The sequence below is a fragment of the Shimia sp. R9_3 genome (assembly GCF_017743755.1).
In the GTDB taxonomy this organism is placed as follows: domain Bacteria; phylum Pseudomonadota; class Alphaproteobacteria; order Rhodobacterales; family Rhodobacteraceae; genus Shimia.
Genome location: NZ_JAGHRP010000001.1, coordinates 93,362 through 108,855, shown reverse-complemented (window position 1 = coordinate 108,855; position 15,494 = coordinate 93,362). Strand labels below are relative to the sequence as shown.

Genomic DNA, 15,494 nt, shown 5'->3' with positions numbered 1-15,494 from the left:
AAAAGGGCATCAACAGGTATGACCGACCTTTCAAGAATAGCGGCCATTATGTCTGATATTGGCATCTCGGTCACCTCGGCACAGGCGCTCTCAGGCGGACACTCTCGGGAGACCTGGCTGGTCACCTGTGCAGACAACAGGCGCGTTGTCCTGCGCTTCGGAGACGCCCGCTCCCACATTGAAGCCGCGATTCTCAACCGGGCAAAAACCGTTGTCCCTGTTCCGGAGGTCATTGCCTGTGGCGTAGGGTTTTTGGTTTCTGAGTTCGTCGAAGGCCAGACCTTGGAAGAGCTGCTACGCACCGGCATCGCCGCGGGTGAAGGCGAAGCACTGGCCGCCCAGCTTGGCCAATCCGTTGCCGCGATTGGGACCGTTGCGTTTGACCGTCCCGGGTTTTTCACAGACGGCGATCTGTCGGTCGGCAAAACCCTTCCGCAAGCGCATCAATTGGCATCGCTTTGTACCGAATGGCTCGGCAAGTCAGGGCGTTTCACCTCTTCTGAGGTCGCGGGGTGGAACGAGCTCTGCACGCAAAACTTCGAGATATTGGCCCCCCTGAACCAGATCAGCCGCTTGGTGCACTCGGATATGAACCCGAAGAATATCATCGTGAACCGCGTTGACGGGCGCTGGAAGCTCAAAGCTTTCATTGATTGGGAATTTGCCCATTCAGGCTGCCCATTTGCCGATGTGGGCAATTTCTGCCGGTTTGCCTCCGAATATCCCCAAGGCTTCCTGCACTCGTTTGTCAAAGCCTTTGAGGATGCCGCCCCTCTGATCACCGAGGACTGGCAACAACAGGCACGGGTTCTGGACATGATTGCTCTGAGCGATCTTGCCTCAAGGCCGGTCGGACATGTGGTTGGCGACAAAGCAGAAGCGCTGATCCGCTCTTGGTCTGCCAGCGGTATCCCGCCACTCGTATGAGAACTTCATAACACCGGCGGAAACCGCCAATTTGCTTCTCGCCTTAGTGCCGGCAACCACCGCAGGTCATGGGCGCCCCGGAGCCCTCTCGCTTTCCAAGCAAAGCCCCGCCCAAGCTTCTCATTCCCAAAATATCCCGGGGAAGCCACCGCTTGCGGTGGCAGGGGCAGCGCCCCTAAAACCCCCCGCTTCCTCGTCTCATTCCGCAGCCAGCTCTGCTGTCCCCAGCCGGTCAAGCCCCTGCTCCTGCAACATCTGCACAAGCTGCGCGTGGGGCACCTCCTGCACAGGCGCATTGGCGCGCAAGGCCAGCGCCGCGGCCGTGCCGGTGGCCTGTCCCATCGCCATGCATTGCGGCATGCCGCGCACTGAGGCAAAGGCCACCGGATCCGCCGACAGAATCCGCCCGGCAAACATCAGGTTGGGGATGTGCTCAGGCAAAAGCGCGCGAAACGGGATGGTGTAAAACTGCCCCGCCTCAAGCGCGGCGTGATGGGTCATCTCCCCTTCGGCGCGCATCACATCATCCACCGGGTTGTCACAGGCCACAATGCCATCGGCAAACTTGGTGGCGCGGGCCAGATCCGCGCCGGTCAGCCGGTAAACCCCTTGCAGCTTGCGGGTCTCGCGCACCCCGACCGTGGGCGACAGCATCGCCATATGCGCTTCAGCAAATCCGGGCACATCGCTTTGCAGGAACTGCGCCAGCTGATGGCACCGCCTGCGCCCTTCCTGAGTCGCGGCGGCCACCGCCACAGGATCCGTGCCATCCACGCCCCGCACATGCACCGAATTGCAAAACACCGTCCCCGGATGAAACCCGCGCATCAGGTAAAGCTGCGCCAGATCCGCGTGCAGCCGCCCCGCGGCAATGCCTTTGGCCGCAAAAGCCTGAAAATACGGATCGGAATCGGCAAAGGCGCGGTCCCAGTCCACGCCCATCATGAAAAACGATATGGTCACCGCCATCATATTGCCGGAGGCATCGCCCAAAGCGTAAGGCACCCCCGCTTTGGCGGAGATGTCGCCATCTCCCGAACAATCAATGACGATCTTGGGCTTCACCGTGAACGGCCCGTGCCGGTCACAACACTGCACCGCGGAAATGCTGTGGCCCGCCATCTCCGGCGCGATCGCCAGCGCCCCCAGCCTGACCTGCACACCGGCCTCTTCCAGCATTTCAAACATGGTCAGGGTGGCCACGTCGTGGTCATAGATGATCTCGGGCCCGAAATTCTCCAGCGTACAGGCGCGTTTTTCTGCAGCAGGCGGATCCATCGCGGCCAGTCTGTCGGTCAGCTCCTCGATCAACCCGCCAATGATGCGATCCATCGGGTAGGCCCCGCCCCAGGGCATGCCGGGGCAAAAGGCCATCACGCCGCCCACCTTATGGGTCGCCTCCAGAAGCGTCACCGCAAGCCCCTGCCGCGCGGCCGCAATCGCGGCCCCGAATCCTGCCGTTCCGCCCCCAATCACCAGCACATCGGTCTGAACACTGTCTTTGGCCAATTTCTATTCCCCGCCTTTTGAAACCCGGCATTTGCGCCTTTTGGGAAAAAGACGCCCCATAGCGCGCCGCAGTCAAGCAGAATGTCAGACAATAGGTGGTGCGGCGGTCCGCCAGTCGCTGCCAGAGAACAGTTGCCCGCCATCCTGCCAATATCTTCTCATTGCCGAAAATATCCCGGGTGAAGTCACATCTTTGATGTGACGAGGGCAGCGCCCTTCTGCTGATCCCTCAGCGAATCCCAAACCCCAAACACAAAAAAGCCGCCCAAAGGGCGGCTTCTTCAACTCTGTGATGCAAGTCTTTCGACTTAGCCCTGACGTGCTTTGAAGCGACGCTGGGTCTTGTTGATCACGTAAACGCGGCCCTTGCGGCGCACAACGCGGCAATCACGGTGCCGGTTCTTGAGCGAGCGGAGCGAGTTCTTGACCTTCATGGGTCTTCTCCTCATTTCGCGGCGCTGCATTGCGCCTGGGGTTACGGGACCTCTCCTCAGAGAGGCGATGAATTCATGGTGGGCGATACTGGGATCGAACCAGTGACCCCTTCGATGTCAACGAAGTGCTCTACCGCTGAGCTAATCGCCCTTTACCGACGTATACGTCCTGACCCCTAATGAAAGGGGCGCGGAAATCCGCGCCGGTGGCGGCTTCTATAAAAGGAGTCGCGGGGGGGATCAAGGGCTTTTGGCACAGTAATTTTTGCGTCTATACTTTGTTGGAACAGGAGAGACGATGCAAACGCAGGCTTATCACATTTTTGCCCCTGAAACATGCCGGACATCGGTGGTTTTTGCCTCTCCGCACAGCGGCAATGACTATCCGGAGTGGTTTGTCCGGCGTTCCCTGCTCAACGCGCATACGATTCGCTCCTCAGAGGATGCCTTTGTGGATCAGCTGTTTGCGGATGCCCCATGCTTTGGCGCGCCGTTTCTGGTGGCCAATGCCCCCCGCGCATTGCTGGATCTCAACCGCGCGGCCGAAGAACTTGATCCTGCGCTGATTCAGGGCGTGCGCAAGGTGGGTCATAATCCGCGAGTCGCCTCCGGTCTTGGGGTGATTCCCCGCGTGGTGGCCAATGGGCGGGCGATTTATCACGGCAAAATGAGTCGGGCCGAGGCCGATCACCGGGTGGAGCACTACTGGCGGCCCTATCACCGCGCGCTTACGAATCTCCTCGCCGCCGCGCACAACCAATTTGGCGAAGCGATTCTGATTGATTGCCACTCCATGCCCCATGAGGCAGTCGCTGGTGCGGCCCGCCGCAGCGGCAATGCGCCAGAGATCGTGCTTGGCGACCGCTTTGGCGCGGCTGCGGATGTGGAGATCGTGGACCGGATCGAGGCCGCCTTTGTGCGCGCCGGATTCACCGTGTCGCGCAACACGCCTTTTGCCGGCGCCTATGTGACCCAGCAATACGGCCGCCCGCACCGCCGCCAGCACGCCATTCAGGTCGAGATTGACCGCGCGCTCTATATGGATGAGGCGCGGATCGCGCCGCTGCCGGAGTTTGACAGTTTCCGCACACGGCTGCGGAGTGTCATTGCAGAGATTTCCGAAATCGGCGCTGCACCAGAGCAGGATCTGGCCGCCGAATAAACGCGCCAGCGGCCCACTGATGTTTCACACATCCCTGCTGAGGCTCTCTGATTCCCTGTGACGCCGCGCTTTCATTGACCTTACGTGCAGGCTTCGTCAGATTGCGCGCACACAAGAGGAGAGAGCCATGTCCAGCGCCCTGATCGTGATTGATGTCCAGAACGACTTTTGCCCCGGCGGCGCATTGGCGGTGTCCGAAGGTGACCTGATCGTGGCAGGCATCAACGCACGGATGGCCGCCTTTGACACGGTGGTGCTGACACAGGATTGGCACCCCGCAGGCCATTCCTCCTTTGCCAGCAGCCACGCAGGCAAAGCGCCTTATGATCTGATCGAGATGCCCTATGGCCCGCAGGTGCTGTGGCCTGATCACTGCGTGCAGGGCAGCGCAGGCGCGGCGTTTCATGACAGGCTGGATGTGGATCGGGCCGATTTGATCATCCGCAAAGGCATGAACCCGGCCATCGACAGCTATTCCGCCTTTTTTGAAAACGATCAGACCACCCCAACCGGGCTTGAAGGCTACCTGCGCACCCGCGGGATCACCGCGCTGACACTGGTGGGGTTGGCCACGGATTTCTGTGTGAATTTTTCGGCACAGGATGCCGCGCGGTTGGGCTTTGATGTCACGGTGGAAGAGGCACTTTGCCGCGGCATTGATTTAGATGGATCTTTGGCCGCCGCTTGGAGTACACTACAATCTATTGGTGTGTCTCGCATATAGTATTAACGATTTGAAAATTATTAACCTTTTGCCGCCACGCATAATACGTTGCCTTTGGGAGTAAACGTATGTCAGCGGGTATATTGGAACTGAGGCAGGCGCTCGCAGCATTTGACCGGAAAAACACTCGGTCTGGTAGACTAGAGCGCTATGCGCGCGGCCGACGCCGCTACGCGACCAGCCGGCTGGTGGTCGAGGTTCTTGGTGCAACCTTGATCATGGCGGCTGTATCTCTCCAGCTGGGCCTCATAGCACTCGCCGCCGCACTTGCCGGAGATGCGATCGACCTGCTGGTTTTACGCAACATCAAGGCGCGTATGAAAGCTGGGGTGCCGATCCAACGCATCGAGCGCCAGTCCACCCTCAGCGCCTTTGCTCAGGCGGCGGGTCTCGCGGTTTTTGTTTCTGTGATGTGGACATCCCTGCCGGGCGAAGTCGGGCTGTTGCTCTGCCTCAGCTATTTTATTGCCTCGTCTATCAACGCGATCATGGCGTATTCTTACCACCGCGCCGCAGCGACAGTGCGTATTATGGTCTTCGGGCTGACTGTCCCGCTGTTGTTTCTCAGTGACATTTACACAGGGCGACAGGAGGGCGCGCAGCTCCTTATCAATATTTGCGCCACGCTGCTCGTGGCCTATGCGATGCTGCCTTTTGTGAACTACGTCACCAAGGTCCGTTTTGGTGATTTGCAGCAAAAACGCCAGCAGATCGAACAGGCGCTGGCGCTTGCCAAGGCCAACGCCTCTTTACTGGCGCAGCAACGTGAAACACGACGTCTTCTCTCTATCCCGGAAAACGCCGCCGAAGGTGTTTTGATGCTGGATAAAGACGCCTGTATCCTCTGGGCCAACCCTGCCTTCACCAAACGCTCGGGCTACGCTTTGGAAGAGGTGCTCGGGCGGCGGCCTTCGGAGTTCCAATACGGCCCGGCCTCTGATCCTGAGGCGGAGGCCAGCTTGCGCGAGAGTATCATGGCGGGGCGGACCGCTCGCAAAGTCAATATGAACTACACCAAATCCGGAGAGGCCTATTGGGTCGAAAGCAATGTGGCGCCGGTGTTTGATGAAAACGGCGAGCTGGAAATCTGCGTCTCCATTGAGCGTGACATCACGCTGCAGAAACAGAATGAACGAGAGCTGGCGGAGGCCAAACGCGCCGCAGAAATCGGGGAGCAGGCCAAAACCATCTTCCTCGCCAATATGAGCCACGAGATCCGCACGCCGATGAATGGCATTATTGGCATGGCGGATCTGCTGTCTGATGCGAATCTGGAACCGGAACAGGCGCTCTATGTGCAGACCATCCGCCACTCCTCTGAGGCGCTGCTGACGATCATCAACGACATTCTGGACTACTCAAAACTGCAAAGCGGCAGCATGGCGATCAACCCGTCCCGCTTTGATCTGAAGGCGCTCATTCAGGATATTGTGAACCTGCTACAGCCGCAGGCCGATGCCCGAAATCTGTCACTCAATGTCCACATACAGGACGACCTGCGCCAGTTTTTGTGGGGCGATCACGGGCGTCTGCGCCAGATCTTGCTGAACGTGATCGGCAACGCCATCAAATTCACCGAATTTGGCAGTGTCAGTGTCGAAGTGGCGCAAAGTGAAGGGGGCGATGGCCTGACCATTCAGGTCACGGACACAGGCATCGGCATTTCGACCAACCGGCTCCCGCATGTGTTTGAACAGTTTGAGCAGGCCGACAAGGATACCACCCGCCAATTTGGTGGCACCGGTCTTGGCCTGGCGATTTCTCGGCAACTCGCGCGCATGATGGGCGGGGATGTGACCGCCACCAGCACGCTGGGCGTTGGCTCCTGTTTCACCATCAATGTGGCCATCCCCTCGGCACGTGCCCCTGACATCATACAGGATCCGGCCAAATCGGGCCTTGATAAGAGCCTGTTTGAGGGGGTGAAAGTCCTTCTGGCAGAGGACAATCGCACCAATCAGCTGCTGATCAAGAAGATGCTGAAAGACCTGCCCCTGCGTCTCTACGTGGCGGGGGACGGCTCTGAGGCGGTTGTGCAAGTCATTTCAGAGGAGCCTGACATCGTGCTGATGGACATGTCCATGCCGGTGATGGATGGCCTTGATGCCACCCGCGAAATCCGCCGTCTCAGCATCACACAGCCCAAGATCGTGGCCATCACTGCCAACGCTTACAGCAGCGACCGCGCGGCCTGCATTGAGGCGGGCATGGATGACTTCCTGAGCAAGCCTCTGCGCCGGGCCGAGTTGTTGGACACACTCGCCAATATCCTGCGGGCGCGCGGCTCTCAGCCACTGGACGCCTAGTCCCGCCCAAAGACCTGCCCAGTGCTCCCTCCAACGCTGCGCCCCAAGCCTCAAACGCTTATGGGCTTGGAGCGCCCCGCAATTCTCGGTATCAACAGCACACTATATGAACTTGAGGGCCGGCAAAGATGGTCGATATCGCTACGCGCGTCTGGAACCACAAATGGAAGATCGACCCGATTGTGCGGTCTCTGATCGACAACGACTTTTACAAGTTGCTGATGTGTCAGTCGATTTTCCGCAATCGCCCTGATGCCCATGTCACCTTCAGCCTGATCAACCGCTCCTCCAAAGTGCGGCTTGCCGATCTCATCGACGAAGGAGAGCTGCGCGAACAGCTCGATCACATCCAGTCGCTGTCGCTTTCCCGAGGAGAAAGCACCTTCCTGCGCGGCAACACCTTCTACGGCAAACGCCAGATGTTCCGCTCTGATTTCATGGAGTGGTTTGAGAACATGCGCCTGCCGGATTACCATCTGGAGAAGCGCGACGGCCAATATGAGCTGACCTTTGAGGGCAAATGGCATGAGGTCATGCTCTGGGAAATCCCCGCCCTTGCGGTGCTGATGGAGCTGCGCGGTCGTGCCGTGCTGAATGACATGCGCAAATTTGAGGTGCAGGTGCTCTATGCCCGCGCCATGACCAAGCTCTGGGAAAAGATCGAACAGCTGCGCACCTTGCCTGATCTGCGCATCGCAGATTTTGGCACCCGCCGCCGACACTCCTACCTCTGGCAGGATTGGTGCGTGCAGGCCATGGGCGAGGGGCTGGGCGACAAATTCATCGGCACCTCCAACTGCCTGATCGCCATGAAACGCGATCTGGAGGCCATCGGCACCAACGCCCATGAAATGCCCATGGTCTTCTCCGCGCTGGCCAACTCCGACGCAGAGCTGGCCCACGCGCCGTATCAGGTGCTGGAAGACTGGCATGAGGAGCATGAGGGCAACCTGCGCATCATCCTGCCAGACACCTATGGCACCGAAGGTTTCCTGAAACGTGCGCCCGATTGGCTCGCCGGCTGGACCGGCATCCGCATCGACAGCGGCGATCCGGCCTCCGGCGCGGAAACCGCGATCCGCTGGTGGAAAGAGCGCGGCGAAGACCCCACCAAAAAGCTCATCATTTTCTCTGATGGTCTGGACACCGACAAGATTGTCGAGCTGCACAACCAGTTTGCCGGCCGCGCGCGCGTGTCCTTTGGCTGGGGCACCCTGCTCACCAACGACTTCCGCGGCCTCACCCCGGATGACGGCCTCGCGCCGTTCTCACTGGTCTGCAAAGCGATCAAGGCAGACGGCCGCCCCACGGTCAAACTCTCCGACAACCCCAACAAAGCGATGGGGCCACAAGAAGAGATCGACCGCTACAAACGCGTCTTCAGCGTTGGCGAACAGGATAAGATGGACGTGATTGTCTAAGGCGGCAGGGCTCAGCCCCGCCACCGCCGTGCCATCTCCAGCGCGCGCTCTGCATAGCCGCGCACCGCCGGATCATCATCCGCATAGCGCCCGTTGGTCCAGCCACAACTGGCCAGCCCGCGCATCAATGTGAAGGCTTCAAGCAACTCTGCTGCCCGCTCCGGCAGTGCCCGCACGGTGGCATAGCCCCGCAACAGCGCCGCGCCCAGTTCCTTGCGGTTGGGCTGATCCCAGTTCTGCGACATCTGCACGCCCAGCTCATACATGCGAAAGCCAAAGACACCGTCGTCAAAATCAATCAGCCGCACCTGATCGCCCTGTTGCAGCACATTCTCCCGCAGGGCATCCGCATGGATCAGGCCAAAATCCCCGCCCTGTTCGGCGTGCTTGGCAATCACCTCGCGTAGCTCGGCGCCCGCCTCGCGCAGCTCTGCAGATTCCGCTTCCGTCAGGCTTGGGTTCTCCCAATACCGCCCCCAGGCCGGATCCGGCCCCAGCAGCGCTTCGAGATCCATCGTCGCGCGCTCAAAGGCCTCCGGGCGGGTCATGTCGTCGCTGACCATATGCAGCCGCGCCAATTCTGCCCCCAGCGCTTCATGCAGGGCCTCCTGCTCGGCAGGGGGCATCGCCAGCGGCACGCCACCTTCGCCCAGCGGCTCGCCGTCAAGCCAAGTCACCAGCGAGGCCACCCGCGCGCCACCTGTCGCCAGAACCTCACCGTCCAATGTGCGGATCGGCTGCGGCACGGTCATGCCCGCCGCCACCAGCGCCTCTGACCACCAGAGTTCCGAGCGGATCGCATCATCGCTCTGATAGCCGGGCCGATGCAGGCGCAATGCCGCGCGCTGCCCCTCTGGCCCCTCGGACTCCAGCACGATGTTTTCGCGGTTCTTGATCAGACGTGGTGTCGCCGTGACACCCCAAGCCTTCAAAGCTTCCTGTGCCGCCTTCAGTGCCTCTGCTTCGGTCATGCCACTTTCTCCAGCGCTGCATCCATCACCTCTGCCAGCTGATCGGCGTTCTCCTTTGTGAACACACAGGGCGGGCGGATCTTCAGCGTGTTGTCAAACCGCCCCTCGGTGTGCAGCAGCACCCCAGTGTGGCGCATCTCTTCCACCACCGCATCACAGAGCGCGGTCGCAGGTTTGCCGTCCCGCCACAGCTCGGCCCCAAAGAACAGACCCGAGCCGCGCACATCGGCAATCACATCATGGCGCTTTTGCAACTCGCCCAACAGGTCAAGCGCATAGGCGCCCACCTCTTTGGCGTTCTCCACCAACTTTTCATCCTCAATCACGTTCAGCACCGCCATGGCCGCCGCCGCGCTCACCGGGTTGCCGCCAAAGGTGTTGAAATATTTGAAACCCTCCTGAAAACAGGTCAGGATCTCTGGCCGTGTGATCACCGCAGCCACCGGATGGCCGTTGCCCATGGGTTTGCCCAGCGTCACGATGTCAGGCGCGAAATTCAACTTCTGATGGCCCCACCAATGGCTGCCAATCCGGCCAAAGCCCGGCTGCACCTCATCGGCAATGATGATCCCGCCCGCCGCACGCACCAGCGCGATGGCCTCATCCAGAAAACCTGCGTCCAGCGTCGGGAAGCCTTCATTGGCAAAGTAGGGGCAGACAATCAGCGCCGAGACCCCGTGGCCGTTCTCTTCCAATGCGGCAATCGCCTGCTTCACCCCTTCGGCAAAGGCCGCGGCCTGTCCCTCGCGGGTGCCGCCGGGGGGCATCATATTGTCCGGTGCCGGGGCGCGCTGCACATGCTCCTGAAAGCCGCCAATCGGCACTTTGGAGGTGTTGAGCTGGCTCACCGCCGTGGTGTTGCCGTGATAGGTGTTGTCTGTGGTGATTACCCCCGTTTTGCCGGTCATCGCCTGCGCCATACGCAGCGCCACATCATTGGCTTCAGAGCCGGAACAGACCATCACCATGCTGTCCAGATCATGGTCAAACTTGGCGGTCAGCGCCTCGCCATATTCCACAATCCCGTCATGCACATAGCGCGTGTGGGTGTTCAACACCGCCGCCTGTGAGGCAATCGCCTCTACCACCTTGGGGTGGCAATGGCCCACATGCGGCACATTGTTGTAGCAATCCAGATACTGACGCCCGTCCGTGTCCCAGAGATAGACCCCTTCGCCCCGCGCCACATGCACCGGCTCTTTGTAAAAGGTGGTCATATGCGGCCCCAACAGCCGCGCGCGGCGCTCATAGATAGTGGTCATGTCGCTCTCCTGTTTGGCGCGACCCTAGGTTGAACCTCTGACTATGCCAAGCGGACATTCGTGAATTTTCGTCGCGACAGCGCGCTGGGTTTTATCCGTCCTCGCCGCGCACCTTGCCGCGCATGGATTTGACCTCGCCGCGCTCTTTCTTGGCCTTCAGTCGCCGCTGTTGGCTGCCGTAGGTCGGCTTGGTCTTGATCCGGCGTTTGGGGGCGACCAGCGCCTTGCGGATCAACTCTGCCAGTCGCTCACGCGCGATGTCTCGGTTGCGGGCCTGGCTGCGGGTCTCGTCACATTGGATCACCAGCGCGCCGTCTTTGGTCCAGCGCCGGCCCGCCAGCCGCTTCAGCCGCGCCTTGATCGGCGCGGTCAGCCCGGGAGAGCGTGCCGCCTCAAAGCGCAGCTCCACAGCGGTCGCCACTTTGTTCACATTTTGCCCGCCCGGCCCGCTGGCGCGCATGAACTGTTCGGTCAGCTCCCAATCCTCAATTGTGATCTCATCGCTGATTCTCAGCATGGCGCTCCCCGTGTTGCGCGACCGGTGGGTTAAGACATGCGGTTTTCTATGCGCCCAAAAATTCCACCGACGCAATACAGTAGGGATACCGACGCGATACCGACGTGTGATTTTTGCCCATAAAATAGGTTAATGCGGAAACAAAAAGGGCTGTTTCCCGCGTTGGAAACAGCCCTTCGAGATGATTGGAGGTGCGCCGGTTAGGTCCACACCAATTCGGACATTATGTCAGCCAAGGGCTGCCTCAGCTGCACTCCTTCCAAACTGTTCCGACTCCGTTCTCCATAGCTTCTCTAGACAATGGGCACCTCCTTTCAGATTGTTTCGCGTATCTCCAGCCTGCCATAGGTTGGAGATATGTCAAACAAAATCATGTGGTGCGTGCTGTCAAAGACCCCACGATGATGCGGAATGGCACAAGTGCGAGCAAAGCAAGCGAAAGTTTGACCATCCAATCGGCAAAGCCAAGGCTCACCCACAGCGGCGCGATCGGGCCGACACCCAGCAGGGGCAGCATTTCACCGGCCCAGCTGACGTCGTTGCCGGGTTCAACAAAGGTGAGTGCGCCGCTGAAGGCAACGGTGAAGAAAATCGCGGTATCCAATGAGGAGCCGATCAGCGTGGAGGCCAGCGGCGCACGCCACCAGGCACCGCCACGCAGACGATCAAAGATAGCAACATCAAGCAGTTGCGCGGTCAGGAAGGCCAAGCCGGACCCGATGGCAATGCGCAGTGTCACCGCCGGATAGGTGAAGCCATCGCCTTCCAGCATGATTTTGGTGCCGATGAAGGAGCAGATCACGCCGACGATGAAACCGGCCAGAACCACGCGGCGCGCAGCGGCGACACCGTACACCCGGTTCATCACATCGGTGACAAGGAAAGCGAGAGGATATGTGAAAGCACCCCATGTCAGCCATTGCCCGTAAAGGAACTGCACGAGGATGTTGGAGGCCACCACAATGGCGGCCATGGCAAGAATGCCAGGAAGATAGGTCTTGTTCATAAGCTTAAGCCCGTTTTGACAAGGTAGCGGCGACTTGGCCCCACGCGCATCGCGGGACGACAGGCACCTACCTTTAAGGGGCGGATAGATCAAGTTTTATTGAGGAAGCACATATTCCACGAGTTCTGTGCGCTGGATCAGCCGGAAATTGTCGTCAGAGATCATCGTGAGCCTGATACGCCCCTCAGCATCGCGCCAGACCGACAGGCCTTCGAGGTTGTCGTGACCGCCTATACCATTGCGAAACAATATCTTTTCGTCACTGGCGCCGGTTTTGTCGACGTGAAAACTGCGCACACGGGTGCGAAACCCAAAGCCGTTAAAGCCCCGTTCCAGCAGATAAAGCCGCCCATCCGGTCCAAAATCCGCGCCAACCGGTTGAAACTGTTTATCCCGTCTCAGCGTAAACGCCGCGCGCCACCGTTTGCCCTGCAGCACATAGGCTTGGATCAGCCTGTCGTTCTCCAGCGCATCTTCGGGCATCACCACCAGTTGCCCAGCGGGATCGACCGCAAGTGCTTCAAAGCCCGCGTTGCCCTCCATGTCCTCAAACCAGGCTTCTGTGGGAAAGGATTTGGGCCGCGTGCCGGGGGCAGTGAAAGCTTCAACCCGATGCACCCCTTCAAAGGACACCACCAACGCTCCGTTCTTCAGGCGGGCCAGCCCTTCGCTGTCCCTTTGATTGGTGTGCGGGGAGAATTTTCCCTTTTTGTTGAGAACCTTATCGTGTTTGACATTGGACAGGCTCACAATCACACCATTCTCACGTGCGATGTCGGCGATGACAATCTGGCCGCGGTCGGAGATGGTGATCAGCTGCGTGCCATCCTCTGAAATCTCCAAACCGGAAAACCCGCCAAACCAGCCCGCCTGGATCTGCCACCGATAGGTGGACAGATGCTCTGCGGTGCCAGATTTGGGGTTAGAGGCTTCGGCCCAAAGCGCCAGCCCGCCGGACACGGCGAGGCAGGCGGTTATGGCGATTGCAAGACGGTGACGCATTGGCGGGGCAGATCTGTCATTTGAAGGTCACGGCGAGGTTTCGGCTTGGGCGCATTGGGGTCCGGTGGCGGAGGCGGTGGTGGGAACAGAATATCCTGCACCCATTTTTTGGCATCTGCGCAGCCATCTCCGGCGGGGGGCGGGTCCTGATTGACACAGCCTGCGGCCCCATCCGGGCAATTCAGTCTGACGTGAAAATGATAGTGGTGTCCCCACCACGGGCGTATCTTGCGCAGCCAAGCCCGGTCGCCTTTTTCGTCTTCACACATCTGCACTTTGGCACCGGGGAAGACAAAAATACGCGCCACACGGGGATCACTCGCGGCCGCTTTCAGGATCTCATGATGCTGTTTTGTCCAGCTGCTGTTGACATAAGCCCCATTGTCTCGCCGCATGGAGATCGACGAAATATTCTCCCGATCCGAAGCACTTAGCGAGAGATTGTTTGCCGGGCGCATCCAGATATCGACGTCCAGCCCAAGCTGGTGGCTACGGTGTCCGGTGAGCATCGGCCCACCGCGCGGCTGGCTGATGTCTCCGATATAAAGCCCCTGCCAGCCCGGCTGACGCGCCGCCTTGGCAGAGAGATCCTGAATATAGGAGATGGTTTCCGGATGGCCCCAGTTGCGGTTCCGCGAAAGCCGCATTGCTTGCCAGGTCGGCCCAGTCTCCGCCAGCTCGGCACCGCCGGCCAGACAGCCTTTGGCGTAGCTGCCATAAGGCGTGCTGCTTTGTTTGGAACCTTCGGGTTTCGCGCCAAAAAGCTGTTTGGCGGCAACCCCCTGCATGGCGACGGGCACCTCCTGCTGGGTGGAGAGTACCACCGAAGATTTTGGTGTGTCGTCCTGACAGGCGGCCAAGCCAAGCAGGGCAATCAGGATGAAGAGGCGTGGCCCCATTGTGCGCGATCTCCCTCTGGGTCAACCCAGCGTAGCAGGATCAGCCCCACCAAGAAAAGCGCGATCAGCGGGGTCACGCCAATCTGTTGGCTGTCTGACAATGTGGTCATCACACCGATGAGAAATGGGGCAATGAAGGAGGTGGCCTTACCCGCCAGAGCGTAGAGCCCAAACGACTCGGCGGTGCGCCCTGGAATGGACTGACGCACCATCATTGTGCGGCTCGCGGACTGGATCACGCCACCCGCCGCGCCGATGATCGCACCAAACACATAGAAGGTGTAATCCGGCAGGCTGGACTCCGGCTCGACTGCCATCCCGAAGACGCTTTCACGGGACACAAAGATGATGGAAATCGCCACTCCGCAGAGCAGCAGAATGCAGATATTGATCACCGGCTTCGGTCCAAATTTCGTGTCAGCCTTGCCGCCCAGCCAGGCAAAGACTGCGCCTGCTATGATCGCCAGAATGCCAAAGATGCCCACATCCACCACGGACCACTGCAGCACGCCTGCCGCATAGATGCCGCCGAAAGTATACATCCCGTTCAGTGCGTCGCGATAGAACATGGAACTACCGAGATAGGCAAACAAAGAAGGGGTTTGCGGCAGGTTGCGGATTGTCCCCCACACATCGGTGAGCGCTTTGCCCACAGCGCCTTTGGGCGCTTTGGTGGGGCGCGGATCACGCACCCACAGGAAGAAGGGGATCATGAAGACCGCATACCAGATCGCGGTAAGCGGGCCGACAAACCGTGTGCCTTCTCGCTGCTCCGCATCCAGCCCGAAGAGCGGATCTTTCCCGATCAGCGTTTTACCTGTTTCCGCGTTTTCGGCAAACAGCGTGAGCATGACCACCAGCCCGACCAGACCGCCGAGATAGCCAAAGGCCCAACCGTTGCCGGAGATACGTCCGATTTCCTCTTTGGTGCCCAGGTCCGGCAGCATCGAGTTGGTGAAGATCGTGGCGAATTCCATCCCGATCATGCCGATGGCAAAGAGGGTCAGGGTCCACAGCAGGTTGAAGTTGTCCGGCGCGGCCCACCAAAGGCCAAAGGCGCCAACCACATACATCACCGAGAACAGCCATATCCAGCGCAGCCGGTTGCCAGAGCTGTCAGACAAGGCGCCCAGCACAGGGGCGAGCACGGCGATAATCACACCGGCCGCGGCGATCCCAAATCCCCAGGCGGCCTGCGCTTCTGCACCGTCGCCAATCAGGTCTTTGATGTAGGGCGCAAAGATAAATGTGATCAGAAGGGTGTTGTAAGGCTGGCTTGCCCAGTCAAAAAAGAACCAACCCCAGATGCGCTTTTTTGTTGCCGTCTTGTTCATCCGCATCCCCCCGGACTTTA

At 59.7% G+C, this 15,494-nt stretch carries 14 protein-coding genes and 1 tRNA gene; 5 read left to right on the top strand and 10 right to left on the bottom strand.

From position 1 onward, the window contains the following. The first annotated feature begins 18 nt into the window (after positions 1 to 18). Complete coding sequence (locus J7412_RS00425) at positions 19 to 927, top strand: phosphotransferase (RefSeq protein ID WP_209075998.1); 909 nt, start codon at positions 19 to 21, stop codon at positions 925 to 927. Positions 928 to 1,125: 198 nt separating this feature from the next. Here the strand turns inward: J7412_RS00425 and J7412_RS00420 are convergent, their stop codons facing one another. The 3 genes from J7412_RS00420 to J7412_RS00410 form a co-directional block, all read right to left on the bottom strand. Next, complete coding sequence (locus J7412_RS00420) at positions 1,126 to 2,436, bottom strand: FAD-dependent oxidoreductase (protein ID WP_209075996.1); 1,311 nt, start codon at positions 2,434 to 2,436, stop codon at positions 1,126 to 1,128. A 308-nt stretch (positions 2,437 to 2,744) separates the two neighbouring features. Further along, positions 2,745 to 2,870 carry a type B 50S ribosomal protein L36 gene (ykgO, locus tag J7412_RS00415; protein ID WP_008562923.1) on the bottom strand — a complete coding sequence of 42 codons (126 nt, stop codon included), beginning with the start codon at positions 2,868 to 2,870 and terminating at the stop codon, positions 2,745 to 2,747. Between the two features lie 76 nt (positions 2,871 to 2,946). Further along, positions 2,947 to 3,021, bottom strand: a tRNA-Val gene (locus J7412_RS00410). Between the two features lie 147 nt (positions 3,022 to 3,168). Here J7412_RS00410 and J7412_RS00405 point away from each other — a divergent pair. From J7412_RS00405 to pncB, 4 genes are all read left to right on the top strand, one after another. Continuing rightward, positions 3,169 to 4,032 carry an N-formylglutamate amidohydrolase gene (locus J7412_RS00405; RefSeq protein WP_209075994.1) on the top strand — a complete coding sequence of 288 codons (864 nt, stop codon included), beginning with the start codon at positions 3,169 to 3,171 and terminating at the stop codon, positions 4,030 to 4,032. 127 nt (positions 4,033 to 4,159) lie between these two features. Continuing rightward, positions 4,160 to 4,756: a bifunctional nicotinamidase/pyrazinamidase gene (pncA, locus tag J7412_RS00400; protein WP_209075992.1), complete on the top strand. Its 597-nt coding sequence runs from the start codon at positions 4,160 to 4,162 to the stop codon at positions 4,754 to 4,756. Between the two features lie 68 nt (positions 4,757 to 4,824). Then, positions 4,825 to 7,062: a PAS domain-containing hybrid sensor histidine kinase/response regulator gene (locus J7412_RS00395; RefSeq protein WP_209075989.1), complete on the top strand. Its 2,238-nt coding sequence runs from the start codon at positions 4,825 to 4,827 to the stop codon at positions 7,060 to 7,062. 128 nt (positions 7,063 to 7,190) lie between these two features. Continuing rightward, positions 7,191 to 8,483 carry a nicotinate phosphoribosyltransferase gene (pncB, locus tag J7412_RS00390; RefSeq protein WP_209075987.1) on the top strand — a complete coding sequence of 431 codons (1,293 nt, stop codon included), beginning with the start codon at positions 7,191 to 7,193 and terminating at the stop codon, positions 8,481 to 8,483. An 11-nt stretch (positions 8,484 to 8,494) separates the two neighbouring features. Here pncB and J7412_RS00385 read toward each other — a convergent pair whose 3' ends face one another. The 7 genes from J7412_RS00385 to J7412_RS00355 form a co-directional block, all read right to left on the bottom strand. Further along, positions 8,495 to 9,454, bottom strand: coding sequence for a phosphotransferase (locus J7412_RS00385; RefSeq protein ID WP_209075985.1), 960 nt, complete (start codon positions 9,452 to 9,454; stop codon positions 8,495 to 8,497). Then, complete coding sequence (locus J7412_RS00380; protein ID WP_209075983.1) at positions 9,451 to 10,716, bottom strand: aminotransferase class III-fold pyridoxal phosphate-dependent enzyme; 1,266 nt, start codon at positions 10,714 to 10,716, stop codon at positions 9,451 to 9,453. The genes J7412_RS00385 and J7412_RS00380 overlap by 4 nt, the downstream gene beginning before the upstream one ends. A gap of 91 nt (positions 10,717 to 10,807) precedes the next feature. Then, positions 10,808 to 11,233, bottom strand: a complete 426-nt coding sequence (gene arfB, locus J7412_RS00375; RefSeq protein ID WP_209075980.1) for an alternative ribosome rescue aminoacyl-tRNA hydrolase ArfB — start codon at positions 11,231 to 11,233, stop codon at positions 10,808 to 10,810. A gap of 370 nt (positions 11,234 to 11,603) precedes the next feature. Then, positions 11,604 to 12,239, bottom strand: coding sequence for a queuosine precursor transporter (locus J7412_RS00370; protein ID WP_209075978.1), 636 nt, complete (start codon positions 12,237 to 12,239; stop codon positions 11,604 to 11,606). Between the two features lie 96 nt (positions 12,240 to 12,335). Continuing rightward, positions 12,336 to 13,241, bottom strand: a complete 906-nt coding sequence (locus J7412_RS00365) for an esterase-like activity of phytase family protein (RefSeq protein WP_209075976.1) — start codon at positions 13,239 to 13,241, stop codon at positions 12,336 to 12,338. Next, positions 13,214 to 14,140, bottom strand: coding sequence for a penicillin-insensitive murein endopeptidase (mepA, locus tag J7412_RS00360; protein ID WP_209075974.1), 927 nt, complete (start codon positions 14,138 to 14,140; stop codon positions 13,214 to 13,216). Before mepA ends, J7412_RS00365 begins: the two co-directional genes overlap by 28 nt. Continuing rightward, on the bottom strand, positions 14,116 to 15,474 hold the full coding sequence (locus tag J7412_RS00355) for an MFS transporter (RefSeq protein ID WP_209075972.1): 1,359 nt from the start codon (positions 15,472 to 15,474) through the stop codon (positions 14,116 to 14,118). Before J7412_RS00355 ends, mepA begins: the two co-directional genes overlap by 25 nt. Positions 15,475 to 15,494 lie beyond the last annotated feature (20 nt).